The organism is Pseudoduganella sp. UC29_106 (assembly GCF_044055365.1).
Taxonomy (GTDB): Bacteria; Pseudomonadota; Gammaproteobacteria; order Burkholderiales; family Burkholderiaceae_D; genus Rugamonas.
Genome location: NZ_CP171977.1, coordinates 5,606,550 through 5,623,941 on the forward strand (window position 1 = coordinate 5,606,550; position 17,392 = coordinate 5,623,941).

Consider the following 17,392-nt stretch of genomic DNA (forward strand, 5'->3'; position numbering starts at 1 on the left):
AGCGCGACATGCCCGTCTCATTGCAATTCGACCAGGTGTCGAAGCACTTCCCCGGCGTGAAAGCGCTGGATGGCGTGAGCTTCGAAGCCCACGCAGGCGCGGTGCACGGCCTGCTGGGCGAGAACGGCGCCGGCAAGTCCACCCTGCTGAAAATCCTCGGCGGCCAGTACAAGCCTGACGGCGGCCGTCTGCTGATCGATGGCGAGGAACGCCACTTCCACTCCGCCGGCGACACGATCAAGGCCGGCGTGGCCATCATCCACCAGGAACTGCATTATGTTCCGGAGCTGACGGTCACCGAGAACGTGCTGCTGGGCCGCATGCCGCGCCGCTTCGGCCTGCTGGACCGCAAGGAAGCGCAGCGCCATGTGCGCGAGCGCCTGACTGCCATGGGCGTGGACCTCGATCCGGCTGCCCGCGTGGCGGACCTGTCGATCGCCCAGCGCCAGATGGTCGAGATCTGCAAGGCCCTGCTGCAGGATGCCCAGGTGATCGCTTTCGACGAGCCCACCAGCTCCCTCTCGGCGCGCGAAAGCGAAGTGCTGTTCCGCCTGATCAAGGAACTGCGCGCCGCGGGCCGCACCATCATCTACATTTCACACCGCCTGGAAGAACTGTATGAGCTGTGCGACGCCTGCACCATCTTCCGCGATGGCCGCAAGATCGTCACCCATCCCGTCATGGCGGACGTGCCGCGCGAAACGCTGATCGCCAATATGGTCGGCCGCGAGCTGAAGGACATTTACGACTACCGTCCGCGCGAAACCGGCGCGCCACGCCTGAAGGTGAGCGGCCTCGGTGGACCCAGCCTGCCCGGCCACCACGACTTTTCGGTCGGCCGCGGCGAAATCCTCGGCTTCTTCGGCCTGGTCGGCGCGGGCCGGACGGAACTGATGCGACTTTTGTACGGCGCCGACCAGCGCCAGCATGGCGCATCGATCGAACTGGATGGGCAGCCGCTGCGCGGCAAGCATCCTTCGGACGCGATCGCCGCCGGCATCGTGCTATGTCCGGAAGACCGCAAGGAACAGGGCATCCTGGCCGAAGCCTCGGTGGCGGAGAACATCAACATCAGCTGCCGCCGCCACGGCCTGCGCGGCGGCATCTTCCTGCGCCACGGCCAGGAGGCGCAACTGGCCGATGACTTCATCAGGAAGCTGCGCATCAAGACGCCGCACCGCGACCAGGAAATCCGCCTGCTCAGCGGCGGCAACCAGCAGAAGGTGATTCTCGCGCGCTGGCTGGCCGAGCCCACTCTGAAGGTGCTGATCCTGGACGAACCCACGCGCGGCATCGATGTGGGCGCCAAGAACGAGATCTACCGCATCATCTATGAAGTGGCGGAACGGGGCTGCTGTGTGATCGTGATTTCCAGCGACCTGCCCGAAGTGCTGGGCGTCGCCGACCGCGTGATCGTCATGCGCGATGGCCAGATCAGCGGCGAACTGCCGCGCGCCCAGGCCACCGAAACCGCCGTGCTGCGCCTGGCCCTGCCGGACATGGCCTAAACCTTTCTCAGGAGTTGTACATGATGTCCCTCGCACCAAGCCAAACCGCCACCGAGGCCGCGGCCCGCAGCCAGCGCCGCAAGTGGCTCAATGACTACAGCATGCCGATCGCCTATGCCGTGCTGTTCGTCATCCTGACCTTCACGGTCGAAAACTTCTTCTCCGCCGCGAATATCGTCGGCCTGATGCTGTCGGTGGCGCAGATCGGCATGGTGGCCTGCACCATGATGATGTGCCTGGCCTCGCGCGACTTCGACCTGTCCGTCGGCTCCACCATTGCCTTTGCCGGCGTGCTGGGCGCCATGATCCTGGAAGCGACGGGCAGCGTGCTGCTGGCCATCGGCGGCGGCCTGCTGGCCGGCGCCGTGATCGGCGCCTTCAACGGCGTGCTGATCGCCTACCTGCGCGTCAACGCGCTGATCGCCACCCTCGCCACCATGCTGATGGTGCGCGGCCTGGCCTTCATCGCCTCGCAGGGCCAGGCCGTCGGCATCGCCAGCGAAAGCTTCATCAGCTTCGGCGACACCCGCTGGTTCGGCCTGCCGCTGCCGGTGCTGGTCACCGCGCTATGCTTCGTGCTGTTCGGCGTGCTGCTGAACCACACCATCTTCGGCCGCAACACGCTGGCCATCGGCGGCAATCCCGAAGCTGCCCGCCTGGCCGGCGTGAACGTGGAGCGCCTGCGCGTGTGGATCTTCCTGATCCAGGGCGTCGTCACCGCGGCCGCCGGCCTGATCCTGGCGTCGCGCATCACTTCGGGCCAGCCGAATGCGGCCCAGGGCTTCGAGCTGGACGTGATCTCGGCCTGCGTGCTGGGCGGCGTGTCCCTCATGGGCGGCAAGGCGCGCATCTTCGGCGTGCTGGTGGGCGTGCTGATCATGGGCACCGTGGAAAACGTGATGAACCTGATGAATGTGGACGCGTTCTATCAATACCTGGTGCGCGGCCTGATCCTGCTGGCGGCAGTACTGTTTGACCAACTGAAAACGCGCGGTGCGCGACACTAAAAAATGAGCGGACGTCTTTCCGGCAAAGTAGCCATCATCACAGGTTCCACCCAGGGCATCGGCGCAGCCATTGCCCGCCTCTTCCTCAAGGAAGGCGCGCGCGTGGTCGTCAACAGCCATGCGGCGGATGCAGCTTCCGAGGCCATCATGGCGGAACTGGGCGAGGAGAATGCCCACTTCATCCAGGGCGACGTGGCCGATCCGGCATCGATGCAGGCGCTGGCCGACCGCGCCGTCGCCCGCTTCGGCCGGGTGGACGTACTGGTCAACAATGCGGGCGTTGATGTATTCAGCGACCCGCTGCAGATGACGCCGGAGCAGTGGCGCCGCTGCATGTCCATCGACCTGGAAGGGTCGTGGAACGCCATGCGCGCCGTGCTGCCCGGCATGCTGACCCAGGGCAGCGGCAATATCGTCAACATCGCCTCGGTGCACGGCCACAAGATCATCAAGGGCTGCTTCCCCTACCCGGTTGCCAAGCACGCGCTGATCGGCATGACGAAGTCGCTGGGCATCGAATATGCAGCGCGTGGCATCCGCGTCAACTCCATTTCGCCGGGGCTGATCATGTCCGAGCGGGTGGCGGCCTGGCTGGCCGGCATGAGCGACGAAGACCGTGCGCGCCAGACGGAGATCCTGCCGTGCAAGAGAATCGGTGAGCCTGAGGAAGTCGCGTATACTGCGCTTTTCCTTGCGAGCGACGAAGCGCGCTTCATCAACGCCACTGACATCCTGATCGACGGAGGCCGCTCGCAGATCTATCACGACTGACGAGAACAATAGAGACGCCCATGACGCTTGCCAATTCCGACCGATTCGTGCGCACGCACTTAAAGACCCGCCATATGGTCTTGCTGGTTGAACTGGGACGGCATGGGTCCATCCTGCACGCGGCGGAAGCGGCCAATCTCACGCAGCCCGCCGCTTCCAAGCTGCTCTCCGAACTGGAATACGCGCTGGGCGTGCAGCTGTTCGAACGCCGCGCGCGGGGCATCGTGCCGACCTGGTACGGCGAAGTAATGATACGCCGCGCCGGCGCCGCACTGGCCGAAATGGATGCGGCCCATCAGGAAGTCATGGAGCTGCTGGCCGGCCTTTCCGGCCGCGTGTCGATCGGCGCCGTGATGGCGCCTTCCACCAGCCTGCTGCCGGAAGCCGTCACCCTCTTGAAGTCGCGCCATGCGCGCCTGCATGTGGCGATCACTGTCGAAACCAGCAAGATCCTGCTGCAGCGCCTGCGCGCGGGCGAACTCGATATGATGATCGGCCGCGTGCTCGATAGCGATTCGGCCGGCGAGCTCAATTTCGAACCGCTCACCGACGAACCGCACCACCTGATCGCCCGCAGCGGCCACCCGCTGGCATCGCGCAGCGACCTGTCGATGGAAGATCTTGCGCGCGCGTCGTGGATCATGCCGCCCAGCGGCAGCATCCTGCGCGACCGCCTCACATCCATGTTCCTGTCGAAAGGCCTGGACCAGCCGGCGGAAACGGTGGAAACGGCTTCGCTGCCTGTGATTACCAGCCTGCTGGCGCGCAGCGACATGATCGTGCCCTTGCCGCAGCAGGTGGTGGAGCCCTATCTCAAATTCGGTGAACTCGCCGTGCTTCCTTTCGATCTCGGGCTGCGCATGGATGTCTACGGCATCATCACGCGCCGCCAGCACCGCCTGGCGCCGGGCGCGCAAGCGATGCTCGACACGCTGCGCGAAGTTGCCGCGAAAGTGCCGCACGCCGCCTGAGTAAAACTTCAGGAGCAAGCCTTTTCGTTTAATCATGTAGTCACATGAGAGCGCTACCTTATCGGTTTTTCCATCAACCGTACGGACTCTTTCATGCATCTTGTACTTCGCGCTTCCACCCTGGCCGTCGCTCTCGCATTAAGCGCTTGCGGCGGTAACGGCAACGACGAAAACTTCACCATTCCCGCAGCACCCGCCGACCAGGGCGCAGCCGAAACGGCGCCGGTGCCAACCGTGACAGCCTTCGTGGACACCGTCGCCACCAACCAGCGCGGTGACGCACGCTATGCCACGCTGTCCACCAACGCCGGCGTGCGCGTGCTGGGCGGCTTCCTGCAGATCTGGAAACCGCTGACCGAAATCGTCGATGCCGGCGTGACCGCGCCCGCCGTGGACGGCTTCCCGGCCGTCGTTGCTTCCACCTGGACCGGCCTGCCGAATGACGGCACCCCCGGTGGCACGGTCGTCAACGCCGGCGTGCACCAGGCGAATATCGATTACGTGGTGAAGGCCACCACCGGCCGCACCGCCGAACAGGCGACTGCCGCCTACCTGGATGACCGCCGTGGCAAAGGCTATAGCGTCACCGACGGCATGGGGCCGCTGACCGCAGCCTGGCGCGCAGCGGCGCAGCAAACCACTACCATCACGTCCGTTCCCGCGGACGCCACCACGGTGCTGTACAACGACGGCGGCAATAATACCGGTGTCGCAGGCAGCGCTAACGCCAGTTTCGGCAGCGTGGTGGACCTGATCAACACCATGGGCAATAACGGCTCCACCGAGCCGGCCAAGCGCTTCTACAAATATGCGCGCCCTTACCGCTGGAGCAGCAGCGTAGCCCTGCTGCCGGCACTGGTGCCGGCCAAGAGCAGCACGCCTTCCACCGACGGCGGCTTCACCAGCGGCCACTCGGCCGAAGCGGTGCGCGATGCGCTGGCCATGGCCTATGTCGTGCCCGAGCGCTATCAGGAAATCCTGACCCGCGGCCTCGAACTGGGCGAGGCGCGCATCTGGGCCGGCATGCACTCGCCGCTGGATGTGATCAGCGGCCGCATCCTGGCCCAGGCGGTCGTCGCCGCCAACCTGGTGGACAGCGCCAACGCCGGCAAGAAAACGGCTGCCTATGCCCAGGCCCACACGGCCCTGATGGCGCAGACCGGCACCACCGCCGATACCTTCGCGGCTTACGCGCAATCGGGCACCACGGCCAATGACCGCTTTGCCGATTACGCCACCAATAAGGCCAACTACCTGCGCCGCCTGACCTTTGGCTTTGCGCCAGTCGCGGCCACCTCCACCGCAGCCTCCGTGCCAAAGGGCGCCGAAGTGCTGCTCGAAACGCGCCTGCCCTATCTGAGCGAGGCGCAGCGCCGCGTGGTGCTGAAAACGACCGCCGTTCCTTCCGGCTATCCGGTCATGGACGATGCCGAGGGCTGGGGACGACTCAATCTGTTTGCAGCGGCGGATGGCTATGCATCCTTCACCGGCAATGTGACCATCGTCATGGATGCCGGCAAGGGCGGCTTCAACGCGAACGACCGCTGGCGCAACGACATCAGCGGCAGCGGCAAGCTGGTAAAGCAAGGTACCGGGCGCCCTGCGCCTGGCCGGCAATAACAGCTGGAGCGGCGGCACGCAGCTGGAGGGCGGCGCGCTGGAAGGCGACAGCACTGCGGCTTTCGGCACGGGCGACGTGTATAACAGCGGCGGCACGCTGATCGCCAACGCACCGGCGGCACTAGTCCTGAACGGCCAGTACACCCAGCTCAGTGGCGGCACGCTGGAGCTGGACATCGGCAGCGGCCAGCAAGGCCGCCTGTCGGCCAAAGGCACCGTGACCATTGCCGGCGGCACGCTGCGCATCAAGTTCCAGGGCGGCTACAAGCCGGCCAGCGGCGACACGCTGCAGGTGCTCAGCGCCGGTTCGCTGAAAGGCAAGTTCACGACCATCACGGTGGATGGCTACACGGTCACCCCAAACTACAGCGATACGGGCCTGCAACTCAAGCTCAACTGAGCTATGCCGAAATGGAATAGCAGATCGTGAAATAGTGATTGGTTTGGCATCACCTCAGTTGGCACAATGATCTCACTTAAGTGGTGCGTTTTAAACCGGTCGAACAGGCCGGTTTTTTTTTGCCGAACCCACGGCAGAGACTAGTGTCTGACACGTCGTGTCAGACACTTGGGTTACGCCTCGGGTTTTTATTCGGCCAACACGGGGTAAAGGGATGCCAGCAGCAAGCCCGCCATCGTGAAATTGAAGATGCGCACGGCGCGCGGCTCCTGCAGCACGCGCTGCATGCCGACGCCGAACGAGGCCCAGATGCCCACGCAGGGCGCGCCGATAAGGCCGAAGACCGCGGCCAGCAGCAGCACGTCCTTCAGCGCGAAGCCGTGCGGCAGGTAGCTCGTGACCGCGCCGACCGCCATCACCCACGCTTTCGGGTTCACCCACTGGAAGGCCGCCGCCGCGCCAAAGCTCATCGGCTTCGTGCTGCTCTTGCCGTCCTTGCCCATCGGTGCGGCATTCGCCAGCTTCCAGGCCAGCCACACCATCCACGCCGCGCCGACGTATTTCAGGATCACCTGCAGCTGCGGCACCGCGTCGAACACCGCGTGCATGCCCACGCCGGTGGCCGCCACCATGAAGGTAAAGCCCAGGCAGATGCCCGCCAGGTGCGGCAGGGAGCGCACGAAGCCGTGATTCAGGCCGGAAGCCATGATCATCATATTGTTCGGGCCTGGGGTGATCGAAGCGATCAGGGCAAAGGTGCAGAAGGCAAGCAGTTGGTCGGGGGACATGGCGGGACTCTCAGGGGACATTATCATTACTCTAACGCGATATACCAGCACAGTCCCTACACACTTTCCTCTCTCCACACCGGAACCGTACAGGTCGCCGGACCGGTACACGCCCCCGGCGGCACACGCACGGCCGGGTCAGGCCCGGATCTCGCGCAGGCCCTTGCCAAGTTTGCGCCGCAGGAGTGTGCGGAGGGTGGTCCCATCGCTATAGCCAACCTGTTCCGCGATGCGGTCAGATTCTGCCCACTCGTCTTCAGCAAATGCACCGCGCGTTCAATGCGCAAATCCTGCACATAAGCGACCGGCGACTTGCCGAGAACATCCTGCATCCGCCTCGCCAGCGTGCGTTTACTGGTTGCCAGCGCACCGGCAGCGGCATCGAGGCTGAAGCCTTGGTCGAGATGATCGCGCGCCCAGCGGTCGAAGCGCGAAACCAGCGGGTCCGCATGCGTCAAATGATCGGTGATCACATAGGAAGACTGCGAAGGCCGCGTATCCACGATCAGGTAGTTCGCCACCAGCGCCGCCAGTTCGGGACTGGACTGGCGGATCAGCAGCAGCGCCATATCGAGGTGGCTGAGCGCCGCGCCGGCAGTCACGAACTGCCCCCGAGCTGACGACCATGCGCCCCGCGTCCAGACGCACCGCCGGGTAGCGCTGGCGGAACATGGGCGTGAGCCACCAGGTCGTGGTCGCATCGTGGCCATCCAGCAGCCCCGTTTTCGGCCAGCACGAACGTACCGATACAGGCGGCGGCAATGCGCACGCCCTCCCCGGCCCAATTGCGCAGCAGCGCTACCGCCTCGGCCACATCGTCGCGGCCCAGAGCGGCCGCCAGCGGATCGGGCATTTTCTGCCCCAGCGCCGGAATCACCACCACGTCCGGCAGCGCGCGCGACGGCGGCGAGGCGCACAGGAACGCCCATGCCCTGCGCGCTGCGCACCTCCGGCCGCACGCCCGCCAGCGTCACGCTGAACGGTGGCGTGGACAAGCCCTGCAGCGCCGAAAGCTCGTTGGCCGTGCTAAATGCATCCAGCACGGTGGACAGGCCTGTGTCGAACACGCCCTCCAGCGCCAGCACAGTGATATTCATGGCGAGATCGATACCAAAGATGTCAATTGCGCCAGTGTCGCACCCGCAGAGCGCTCTGTAAAGTTCTCCTCACACCAACCACTCAAGGAGATCCAACATGATCAAGTACGCACTCTTCGCCCGTTTCGAAGCCAAACCGGGCAAGGAAGCCGCCGTCGAGCAATTCCTGCAGCAGGGCCTCGCTCTCTCCAGGGAAGAGCCGCAAACGAAAATCTGGTTCGCATTGAAACTGTCCGACCGCGTTTTCGGCGTGTTCGACGCATTCGAAACGGAAGAAGGCCGCCAGGCCCACCTGACGGGCAAGATCGCCGCCGCCCTGATGGCCAGCGCGCCCGAACTGTTCACCGGCCCGCCGAGCATCGAACGCATCGACGTGCTGGGCCTGAAGAACTCAGCGGCCTGACGCGGGACAAAAGCCGTGGCGCGGATCGAAAGGATCCAGCCACAGCTCGCGGCGCGCGAACAGCGCCGGATCGAGCTCCCTGTTGGGCAGCTCGATCCGCCTGCGTCCCGCACAGGGCTGCGCGCTTCAGGTCCGCGCTGTGGTAGCGCAGCACGAAGCGCTCAAGCGAGCCATCCTTCACCATCGACTCCATCCCGGCAGCAATGCGTGCGTACAGGCGCGTGGCCTCCGGCGAGACGAAAAACATGGACGGAATCTGGTCATGCAGCAGGGAAGTTCTCTTCCAGCGCCAGGCTGGGATAATCGCGCCGGTGCGTTTCCAGCTCGCGGAAAATCTCGTTCACGCCGCGCGGGAAGTAGTCGAAACGCTCCGCCATCAGCATATCGAACAGGCCTTCGTAATTGCCGCCGGTGACCACGCTGAAACCATTCGCCTGCAGCGAATGCACGGTGACCCAGGCCGATCCCGCGCCTGCCCGCAGCTGCTTCAGGCGCGCCGCATCGAGTGAGCGGAATTTCGCCTGGCGGCGCTTGTCGATCAACGCCACGCGCCAGGACTGCACACCCATGTCAATCGGCACCGGCACGAACTTCAACTTATTCGCCCATTCGGCATTGACGGGATAGGCCGTCACGTTCACCAGCCGGCCTTCTTTCAGCGCCGCGAACAGGCGCTTGCGCTCCATATGGACCGGCGCCAGCTCCAGTTTCCACGGCCCGAATTCGGGCTCGGTGCGTCTCAGGATCTCGCGCAGCAGGGCCTGGGCATATACGCGCCGGAAGTCGTTGGGAGAAAACGGGACGGTCGAACACCGCCACGTCCAGCGCCCACGACGGAGCGGCCAGGACGGCCAGCAGCAGCGCTGCGCCAAGGCGCTTAGCGAGACGGGCAAAGGCCATGCCGCCTGTCCAGGGGATCGAACCATATCTCCTTGCGCGCGACCAGCGCCGGATCGAGCTCGCTGTTGGTCAACTCGATCTGCAGCCGCTCGCACAGGCGCGCGCGCTGCAAGTCGCGCCGGTAGTGTTTCAGCACCATCGCCTCCAGCGCGCCATCCTTCAGCAGCGCTTCCATGCCCGCGGCAAGGCGGCGCTGCAATCGCGGCGCCTGGGGCGAGACATAAAACATCGTTGGAACGCGTTCATGCAACAGGAAGCGTTCTTCCGCTGCCATGGTCGGGAACTGGCTGCGGTGCGCGTCCAGCTCCCCGAAGATTTCATTGACGCCGCGCGGGAAAAAGTCGAAGCGGCCGGCCATCAGCATATCGAACAAGCCGCTATAGCTGCCGCCGGAAACGATACGGAAGCCATTCTCGCGCATCACGCGCTGGGTGACCCACGTTTCCCCCTACGCCGGCCCGCAACTGCTTCAGCTGCGCCGGCCCGGCCAGGCTGTTCATGAGGGGCTGCGTGGACGCATCGATCAGCGCCACGCGCCAGGATTGCAGCCCCAGGTCCACCGGCACCGGCACGGGCAACAGCTCACGCGCCCATTGAGCGTTCGCCAGGGAGGTCGCCACGTTTATCAGCTCACCGTCCTTCAATGCCTGGAACATGCGCTGCCGCGCCATGGGAGCCACCGCAAAGTCAATTCGATAAGGGCCGAATTCAGGCGTCGTGCGCTCCATGGCAGCACGCAGCACTGCAGTGGCAAAGTCCAGTCGATGGTCGCTTGGCGCCGTTGGACGGTCGAAAATCACCACGTCCAGCGCGAAGACCGGGCTGGATGCCAGCAGCGCAAGCAAAAGCATCAAAGATCGCAGCATTGAGGTCCGATGCCAAAAGAGCAACCAAAAGTTGCTAAAGTCCGTGCACCATCTTAGCGCAGGCGCGCCGGGAGGGCGACGGCTTTATAATGGCGGTTTTACATCCCACCCACGAAAATCATGTCTGCACAACTGATCGACGGAATCGCCCTCTCCCAAAAACTGCGCGCCGAAATCGCTACCCGCGCCGCCGCCCTCACCGCCCAGGGCAAGCAGCCCGGCCTGGCCGTGATCCTGGTCGGCGAAGACCCGGCCAGCCACGTTTACGTGCGCAACAAGGTGAAAGCCTGCGGCGACGTGGGCATCCATTCCCTGCTCGAGAAATATGATGCCGACCTGACCGAACAGGCACTGCTGGAGCGCATTGCGGCGCTCAACGAAGACCCGACCATCCACGGCATCCTGGTGCAGATGCCGCTGCCGAAGCACATCAACCCGCACAAGGTGATCGAAGCCATTTCCACCTCGAAGGACGTGGACGGCTATTCCGTGCTGAGCGCGGGCGAGCTGATGACCGGCCTGGAAGGTTTCCGCCCCTGCACGCCGTATGGCTGCATGAAGCTGATCGAATCGACCGGCATCGACCTGCGCGGCAAGCACGCCGTGGTAATCGGCCGCTCCAACACCGTGGGCAAGCCTATGGGCCTGCTGCTCTTGCAAGCCAATGCCACCGTCACCATCTGCCATAGCGCAACACCGGACCTGGGCTACCACACCCGCCAGGCGGACGTGGTCGTGGCTGCAGTCGGCCGCCGCAATACCCTGACTGCTGATATGGTGAAGCCTGGCGCCATGGTGATCGACGTGGGCATGAACCGCGACGACAACGGCAAGCTGTGCGGCGACGTGGACTTCAATGGCATCAAGGAAGTGGCGTCCCATATCACCCCCGTACCGGGCGGCGTGGGACCGATGACGATCACCATGCTGCTGATGAACACCATTGAGTCGGCCGAGCGCGTTTAACGAGCCTTAGGAGTACACATGACTGACAATACGCTGGACAACCCGCTGCTGGACTTCTCCGGCCTGCCGCGTTTCGACGCGATCAAGCCGGAACACGTTACCCCCGCCGTCGAGCACCTGCTGGCAAAGAACCGCGAGGCCGTGGCCACGCTGGAGCAGCCAAGCGACACGGTGAGCTGGGATAACTTCGTGACCCCGCTGGAGAATGCCACCGAGCTGCTGGGCCGTGCCTGGGGCATTGTCAGTCACCTCAACAACGTAGTGGACACGCCCGAACTGCGCGCCACCTACAACGAGAACCTGCCGAAAGTGACCGAATTCTGGACCGCCCTGGCCCAGAACGAAAACCTGTTCGCGAAATACAAGGCCCTGCGCGCCAGCCCCGAATTCGCCACCTTGTCTCCCGCGCGCAAGCGCATCGTGGACAATGCGATCCGCGACTTCCGCATGGGCGGCGCCGAGCTCCCGGCGGACAAGAAGGAACGCTTCGCCGACATCCAGGAACAGCATGCCGCCACGTCCACCCGCTTCAGCGAGAACGTGCTGGATGCGACCAATGACTGGAAGATGCTGATTGAAGACGAAGCCGAACTGGCCGGCCTGCCGGAAGACGTGAAGGCCGCCGCGAAAGCGCTGGCCGAGAAGGAAGGCAAGCAGGGCTTCATGTTCTCGCTGCACTTCCCGTCCTACTACCCGATCTTGCAATTCGCCGACAGCCGCGCGCTGCGCGAGAAGGTGTATCGCGCCAACGCCAGCAAGGCTTCCGAACTGGGCGAGATGTTCAGCGAGCGCGAAAAGTGGGACAACTCCGCCAACATCGTCACCCTGCTGAAGCTGCGCGAAGAAGAGGCCCAGCTGCTGGGTTACAAGAACTTCGCCGAAGTGTCGCTGGTGCCGAAGATGGCGCAGAGCCCCGAGCAGGTGATCGGCTTCCTCGAAGACCTGGCAAAACGTGCCCGTCCCTTCGCGGAAAAGGACCTGGCCGAGCTGCAGCAGTTCTCGTCGCAGGAACTGGGCATCAAGGACCTGCAGGCCTGGGACCTGCCCTACACTTCCGAGAAACTGCAGCAGCACCGCTATGCCTTCTCGGCCCAGGAAGTGAAGCAGTACTTCCCCGAGAATAAGGTGATCGACGGCCTGTTCAAGCTGGTGCAGAATCTGTTCAATGTGTCCATCGTGCCGGACGAAGCGCCGGCATGGCACAAGGATGTGCGCTTCTACCGCATCGAGCGCGATGGCAAGCTGATTGGCCAGTTCTACCTGGACCTCTACGCCCGCGCCGGCAAGTCCGGCGGCGCCTGGATGGACGATGCGCGCGGCCGACGCATGAAGGAAGGCCAGCTGCAAACGCCGGTCGCCTACCTGACCTGCAACTTCACCGAGCCCGCCGTCATCGACGGCAAGCTGCAGCCATCGCTGTTCACGCACGATGAAGTGATCACCCTGTTCCACGAATTCGGCCACGGCCTGCACCACATGCTGACGCAGGTGGAAGAGCTGGCGGTGTCCGGCATTTCCGGCGTGGAGTGGGATGCGGTGGAACTACCGTCGCAGTTCATGGAAAACTTCTGCTGGGAGTGGGATGTGCTGAGCCACATGACGGAGCACGTCCACACCGGCGAGCCGCTGCCGCGCGCGCTGTACGACAAGATGCTGGCCGCGAAAAACTTCCAGTCCGGCCTGCAGACGCTGCGCCAGGTGGAATTCTCGCTGCTGGACATGCACCTGCACTACGACTACAAGCCGGAGAGCGGCAAGTCAGTGCAGGATGTGATCGACGAAGTGCGCCGCAAGTTCTCGGTCATCATTCCGCCGTCGTTCAACCGCTTCCAGAATTCCTTCGGCCATATTTTCGCCGGCGGCTATGCGGCCGGCTATTACAGCTACAAGTGGGCCGAAGTGCTGTCCGCCGACGCGTATGCCGCGTTCGAAGAAGCGGCGGCGCTGGATGGCGGCAAGATGTCCACCGAAACGGGCAAGCGCTTCCAGCAAGAGATCCTGGCCGTTGGCGGTTCGCGCCCGGCGCTGGAATCGTTCACGGCCTTCCGCGGCCGCGAGCCCACCATCGACGCCCTGCTGCGCCACAGCGGCATGGCGGCATGACCATGCGCCGCGCCGCCCTGTTCCTGCTGCTGTGCGCCGCCGGCGTGGCGCAGGCGCAGATGTACAAGTGGAAGGACGCCAAAGGCGTGACCCATTACACGGACACGCCGCCGCCCGCGTCCGCCAGGAAGGCCGAGGTGAAAAACTTCAGCGCCGGCGGCGCCGGCGAGCTGCCGCCCGAGCTGGCGGACGTTGCGCGCGCCCGTCCCGTGGTGCTGTACACGGCGGCCAACTGCCCCGGCTGCGAGCAGGGCCGCGCCCTGCTCACCACGCGCGGCATTCCCTTCCGCGAGCGCACCATCGCCACCGCTGACGACCATGCCGCCCTGAAGGCGGCCGGCAGCGACGGCCAGTTGCCCCTGCTGCAGGTAGGCCGCACGAAGCAGATCGGCTTCGAGTCCCAGACCTGGGATGAGCTGCTGACCGGCGCCGGCTACCCCACCATCAACGCCCTGCCGCCGGGCTACCAGAATCCGCCGCCGGTGGCCGCCGCGCCGCCGAAGCAGCCTTCGCCGGAACAGGCTGCGCGCGCAGCAGAACTGGACGCGGCCCGCGCCCGCACCGCCGAAGAAGCCGCGCGCCGCGCACGCCAACCAGAAAACGCCCCGCCGAATTTCCAGTTTTAAGATGACGCAAATCGATTTCCACAGCAATGTGGCGGACAAGATCGCCTATGCCTGCCGCCTCCTGCGCAAAGCCTACACCGCCCGCAACCGCATCGTCGTGATGACCGAAGACGCCGAGCAACTGGCCGCGCTCGATCAGGCGCTGTGGACCTTTTCCGATGTGGACTTCCTGCCGCACGCCCACGTCAACGATCCCAAGGCTCCCGATTCGGCCATCGTGCTTGCCGACAGCGATGATGTGGAACTGCCCCAGGCCGATCTGCTCGTGAACCTCGCGCGCCGCGCGCCGGCCCAGTTCGAGAATTTCCCGCGCCTGATCGAAGTGATCTCCACCGACGAAGCCGATGCCGCGGCTGGCCGCCAGCGCTTCGTCGCCTACAAGCGCCAGGAATTCCAGCCGTCCCACCTCACCATAGGCAAGCCATGAGCAAGTTCGACGCCAGCATCCCGGTCCTCACCGAAGTCTTCCAGGACGAACCCGCGCTGGCGCCCACCGCGCACGCATCAACTGGCGCGCCCCTGGTCACGCCTAACCGGTCCGCCGCGTGGCCTTACCGCGCTGCCGACGCCGCCGATGCAACTGCGTCCGCGTCCGCCGCCGCCCCAGCCGACCCGTTCGCGCCCGCCGACACCTCCGAGCTGGATGCCGCGCGTCCTCCCTTGCCGGCCGAACCGGAGGCTGAACCGCCCGCGCCCGCGACCGTCGAACCGCTCGACTGGGAGCGCCTCGAACGCCAGGTCAGCCACAGCGTCCTGCAGCAACTCACCGCACGCGTCGACTTCGTGCTCGAGCAGCGCATCAACGACAGCATGGAAGAAGTCCTGAACCACGCCCTGCGCCGGCTGACCGAAGAAATCCGCGTTGGCCTGCACGACACGCTGAACAAGATCGTCACCCGCGCCGTGCAACAGGAAATCGCCCACCTCCAGGCAAGTGCACCACAGCCCAACGACAAACGTTAAATACAAAGCGGAAATTCCCGCTTTGCCAATTATTCATTTTGTTGTACCTTGTGCTGTCTGCAATTTTTCTTGGAGAATACCTATGCAGTTGACCAGCAAGTTGCTTCCAGTTGCCATCGCCATGGCCTTCGCCACCGGTGGCGCCTATGCCCAGGAAATCATTAAGATCGGCCACGTGGCCCCGGTATCCGGCCAGAATGCCCACCTCGGCAAGGACATGGAAAACGGCGCCAAGATGGCCGTGGAAGACCTGACCGCCAAGAATATCAAGATCGGCGGCAAACCGGTCAAATTCGTCATCCAGTATGAAGACGATGCTGGCGACCCCAAGCAGGGCACCAATGCCGCGCAAAAGCTGGTGGACGCCAAAGTGCAGGGCGTGATCGGCCACCTGAATTCCGGCACCACCATCCCCGCCTCCAAGATCTACTACGACGCAGGCATCCCGCAGATTTCCCCGGCAGCCACCTCCCCCGTCTACACCAAGCAGAAATTCAACACAACCTTCCGCGTGGTCGCGAATGACAACAAGCTGGGCGGCACCTTGGGCGCCTACGCCGTGCAAAAACTGGGCGCCAAGAAAATCGCCGTGATCGACGACCGCACCGCTTATGGACAGGGCGTTGCTGAAGAGTTCGTCAAAGGCGCCAAGAAAGCCATGCCGGGCGTGCAAATCGTCGGCAAGGAATTCACCAATGCGAACGCCACCGATTTCAACGCCATCCTGACCAATATCAAGTCCAAGAATCCGGATCTGGTCTTCTTCGGCGGCATGGATTCGGTGGGCGGTCCGCTGCTGCGCCAGATGAAGGCGCTGGGCATCAACGCCAAATACATGGGCGGCGACGGCGTCTGTACCGACGCGCTGTACCGCCTGTCCGCCGGCGCTGCGGCCGACGGCGTAGTCACCTGCGCGGAAGCGGGCGGCGTGCCAGCGGAAATGTCCAAGAACATCGACGAATTCCGTGCCCGCTACAAGAAGCAATTCGGCCAGGAAGTGCAGCTGTACGCGCCGTATGTCTACGACGCCATCATGACCATGGTGCAGGCGATGCAGGAAGCCAATTCCTCCGAGCCGGCCAAATACCTGCCCTATCTGGCCAAGATCAAGCATCAGGGCGTAACCGGCCCGATCGCCTTCGACCAGTTCGGCGACATCAAGGATGGCGCGCTGACCCTGTACACCTACAAGGCCGGCAAGAAAACCCAAATGGAAGTTGTGAAGTAATGCATAGAAAACTCATCGCCGCAGGCGCGGCGCTGGCCCTGGCGGGCGGCGCTTATGCGCAGGAAACCGTAAAGATCGGCTATGTCGGGCCGCTGTCCGGCCAGTCCGCCCACCTGGGCACGGACACCGGCAACGGCGCCCGCATGGCGGTCGACGACCTGAATGCCAAAGGCTTCAAGATCAATGGCAAACCGGTCAAGTTCGTGCTGCTGTCCGAAGACGATGCCGGCGAGCCCAAGCAGGCAACCGCCGCTGCGCAGAAGCTGGTGGACAGCAAGGTCAACGGCGTGATCGGCCATCAGACTTCCGGTACCTCGATCCCAGCGTCCAAGATTTACTACGACGCCGGCATTCCGCAGATCTCGGCCTCGGCCACCAGCCCCGTCTATACCCACCAGAAATTCAACACCACCTTCCGCGTGGTGGCGAACGACAACAAGCTCGGCTCCTCGCTTGGCCAGTACGCGGTGGGCAAACTGGGCGCGAAAAAGATCGCGGTGATCGACGACCGCACGGCTTACGGCCAGGGTGTGGCGGATGAGTTTATGAAGTCGGCACGCAAGACGGCCGGCGTTTCGATCGTGGCCAAGGAGTTCACCAACGACAAGGCCACCGACTTCAATGCCATTCTGACCAGCATCCGCGCCAAGAATCCGGACCTAGTGTTCTTCGGCGGCATGGACTCCGTCGGCGGCCCGCTACTGCGCCAGATGAAGGCGCTCGGCATCAAGGCCAAATTCATGGGCGGCGACGGCATCTGCACGGAAGCCATGCCCAAGCTGGCCGGCAATGCGGACGATATCGTCACCTGCGCCGAGGCCGGCGGCGTCACGCCGGAGCAGGAAAAGAAAATCGTCGAATTCGGCGAGCGCTACAAGAAGCGTTTCGGCAAGGATGTGCAGATTTACGCGCCGTACGGCTACGATGCGGTGATGGCGATGGCCACGGCCATGGCCGATGCCAAGTCCGCCGATCCGGCCAAGTACCTGCCCTTCCTGTTCAAGGTCAAATACGCCGGCAACAGCGGCCTGATCGCCTTCGACCAGTACGGCGACATCAAGGATGGCGCGCTGACCTTGTTCACCTACAAGAACGGCAAGAAATCCCGCCTCGAAGTCGTGAAATAAATAAGAACCCACGGCGTAACCCAGGTGTCTGCCACGATGTGGCAGACA

16 protein-coding genes and 2 pseudogenes are annotated in these 17,392 nt (G+C 64.0%); 13 read left to right on the forward strand and 5 right to left on the reverse strand.

Annotated features, from left to right (window positions below; all coding sequences use genetic code 11):
• The first annotated feature begins 8 nt into the window (after positions 1-8).
• The 5 genes and pseudogenes from araG to ACHMW6_RS28060 all read left to right on the forward strand — a co-directional run bounded on the left by araG (position 9) and on the right by ACHMW6_RS28060 (position 6,277).
• Entirely contained in the window at positions 9-1,508 is a 1,500-nt protein-coding gene (araG, locus tag ACHMW6_RS28040; RefSeq protein WP_395401851.1) for an L-arabinose ABC transporter ATP-binding protein AraG, read from the forward strand.
• A gap of 20 nt (positions 1,509-1,528) precedes the next feature.
• Positions 1,529-2,515: an L-arabinose ABC transporter permease AraH gene (gene araH / locus ACHMW6_RS28045; protein ID WP_395401853.1), complete on the forward strand. Its 987-nt coding sequence runs from the start codon at positions 1,529-1,531 to the stop codon at positions 2,513-2,515.
• A gap of 3 nt (positions 2,516-2,518) precedes the next feature.
• Entirely contained in the window at positions 2,519-3,286 is a 768-nt protein-coding gene (locus ACHMW6_RS28050; RefSeq protein WP_395401855.1) for an SDR family oxidoreductase, read from the forward strand.
• A gap of 20 nt (positions 3,287-3,306) precedes the next feature.
• A complete protein-coding gene (locus ACHMW6_RS28055) occupies positions 3,307-4,257 on the forward strand; it encodes a LysR substrate-binding domain-containing protein (RefSeq protein WP_395401857.1) in 951 nt (316 codons plus the stop codon).
• Positions 4,258-4,350: 93 nt separating this feature from the next.
• Positions 4,351-6,277, forward strand: a pseudogene (locus ACHMW6_RS28060) (phosphatase PAP2 family protein).
• Between the two features lie 188 nt (positions 6,278-6,465).
• Here the strand turns inward: ACHMW6_RS28060 and ACHMW6_RS28065 are convergent.
• Both ACHMW6_RS28065 and ACHMW6_RS28070 read right to left on the reverse strand, forming a co-directional pair.
• Positions 6,466-7,065 (reverse strand): LysE family translocator, encoded by a 600-nt coding sequence (locus ACHMW6_RS28065; RefSeq protein WP_395401859.1) that lies wholly within the window; start codon positions 7,063-7,065, stop codon positions 6,466-6,468.
• 138 nt (positions 7,066-7,203) lie between these two features.
• Positions 7,204-8,162 (reverse strand): annotated as a pseudogene (locus ACHMW6_RS28070) (GlxA family transcriptional regulator).
• 97 nt (positions 8,163-8,259) lie between these two features.
• Here ACHMW6_RS28070 and ACHMW6_RS28075 point away from each other — a divergent pair.
• Positions 8,260-8,565 carry a putative quinol monooxygenase gene (locus ACHMW6_RS28075; RefSeq protein ID WP_395401861.1) on the forward strand — a complete coding sequence of 102 codons (306 nt, stop codon included), beginning with the start codon at positions 8,260-8,262 and terminating at the stop codon, positions 8,563-8,565.
• Positions 8,566-8,825: 260 nt separating this feature from the next.
• On the opposite strand, the gene ACHMW6_RS28080 is transcribed toward ACHMW6_RS28075, so the two are convergent.
• From ACHMW6_RS28080 to ACHMW6_RS28090, 3 genes are read right to left on the reverse strand one after another with little or no spacing between them, the layout of a single operon-like run.
• Positions 8,826-9,491, reverse strand: coding sequence for a hypothetical protein (locus tag ACHMW6_RS28080; protein ID WP_395401863.1), 666 nt, complete (start codon positions 9,489-9,491; stop codon positions 8,826-8,828).
• Positions 9,443-9,886, reverse strand: a complete 444-nt coding sequence (locus ACHMW6_RS28085) for a hypothetical protein (protein WP_395401865.1) — start codon at positions 9,884-9,886, stop codon at positions 9,443-9,445. The genes ACHMW6_RS28080 and ACHMW6_RS28085 overlap by 49 nt, the downstream gene beginning before the upstream one ends.
• A complete protein-coding gene (locus ACHMW6_RS28090; RefSeq protein WP_395401867.1) occupies positions 9,843-10,316 on the reverse strand; it encodes a hypothetical protein in 474 nt (157 codons plus the stop codon). The genes ACHMW6_RS28085 and ACHMW6_RS28090 overlap by 44 nt, the downstream gene beginning before the upstream one ends.
• Before the next feature lie 135 nt (positions 10,317-10,451).
• Between ACHMW6_RS28090 and folD the strand changes: the two genes are divergently transcribed.
• From folD to ACHMW6_RS28125, 7 genes are all read left to right on the forward strand, one after another.
• Positions 10,452-11,297: a bifunctional methylenetetrahydrofolate dehydrogenase/methenyltetrahydrofolate cyclohydrolase FolD gene (gene folD, locus ACHMW6_RS28095; RefSeq protein WP_395401869.1), complete on the forward strand. Its 846-nt coding sequence runs from the start codon at positions 10,452-10,454 to the stop codon at positions 11,295-11,297.
• Positions 11,298-11,315: 18 nt separating this feature from the next.
• Positions 11,316-13,400, forward strand: a complete 2,085-nt coding sequence (locus ACHMW6_RS28100; RefSeq protein WP_395401871.1) for a M3 family metallopeptidase — start codon at positions 11,316-11,318, stop codon at positions 13,398-13,400.
• On the forward strand, positions 13,397-14,026 hold the full coding sequence (locus ACHMW6_RS28105) for a DUF4124 domain-containing protein (RefSeq protein WP_395401873.1): 630 nt from the start codon (positions 13,397-13,399) through the stop codon (positions 14,024-14,026). The genes ACHMW6_RS28100 and ACHMW6_RS28105 overlap by 4 nt, the downstream gene beginning before the upstream one ends.
• A gap of 1 nt (position 14,027) precedes the next feature.
• On the forward strand, positions 14,028-14,453 hold the full coding sequence (locus tag ACHMW6_RS28110) for a DNA polymerase III subunit chi (protein WP_395401875.1): 426 nt from the start codon (positions 14,028-14,030) through the stop codon (positions 14,451-14,453).
• Complete coding sequence (locus ACHMW6_RS28115) at positions 14,450-14,989, forward strand: hypothetical protein (RefSeq protein WP_395401877.1); 540 nt, start codon at positions 14,450-14,452, stop codon at positions 14,987-14,989. The genes ACHMW6_RS28110 and ACHMW6_RS28115 overlap by 4 nt, the downstream gene beginning before the upstream one ends.
• A gap of 82 nt (positions 14,990-15,071) precedes the next feature.
• Complete coding sequence (locus tag ACHMW6_RS28120; RefSeq protein ID WP_395401879.1) at positions 15,072-16,217, forward strand: branched-chain amino acid ABC transporter substrate-binding protein; 1,146 nt, start codon at positions 15,072-15,074, stop codon at positions 16,215-16,217.
• Positions 16,217-17,344, forward strand: coding sequence for a branched-chain amino acid ABC transporter substrate-binding protein (locus ACHMW6_RS28125; protein WP_395401881.1), 1,128 nt, complete (start codon positions 16,217-16,219; stop codon positions 17,342-17,344). The genes ACHMW6_RS28120 and ACHMW6_RS28125 overlap by 1 nt, the downstream gene beginning before the upstream one ends.
• The last annotated feature ends 48 nt before the right edge of the window (positions 17,345-17,392 follow it).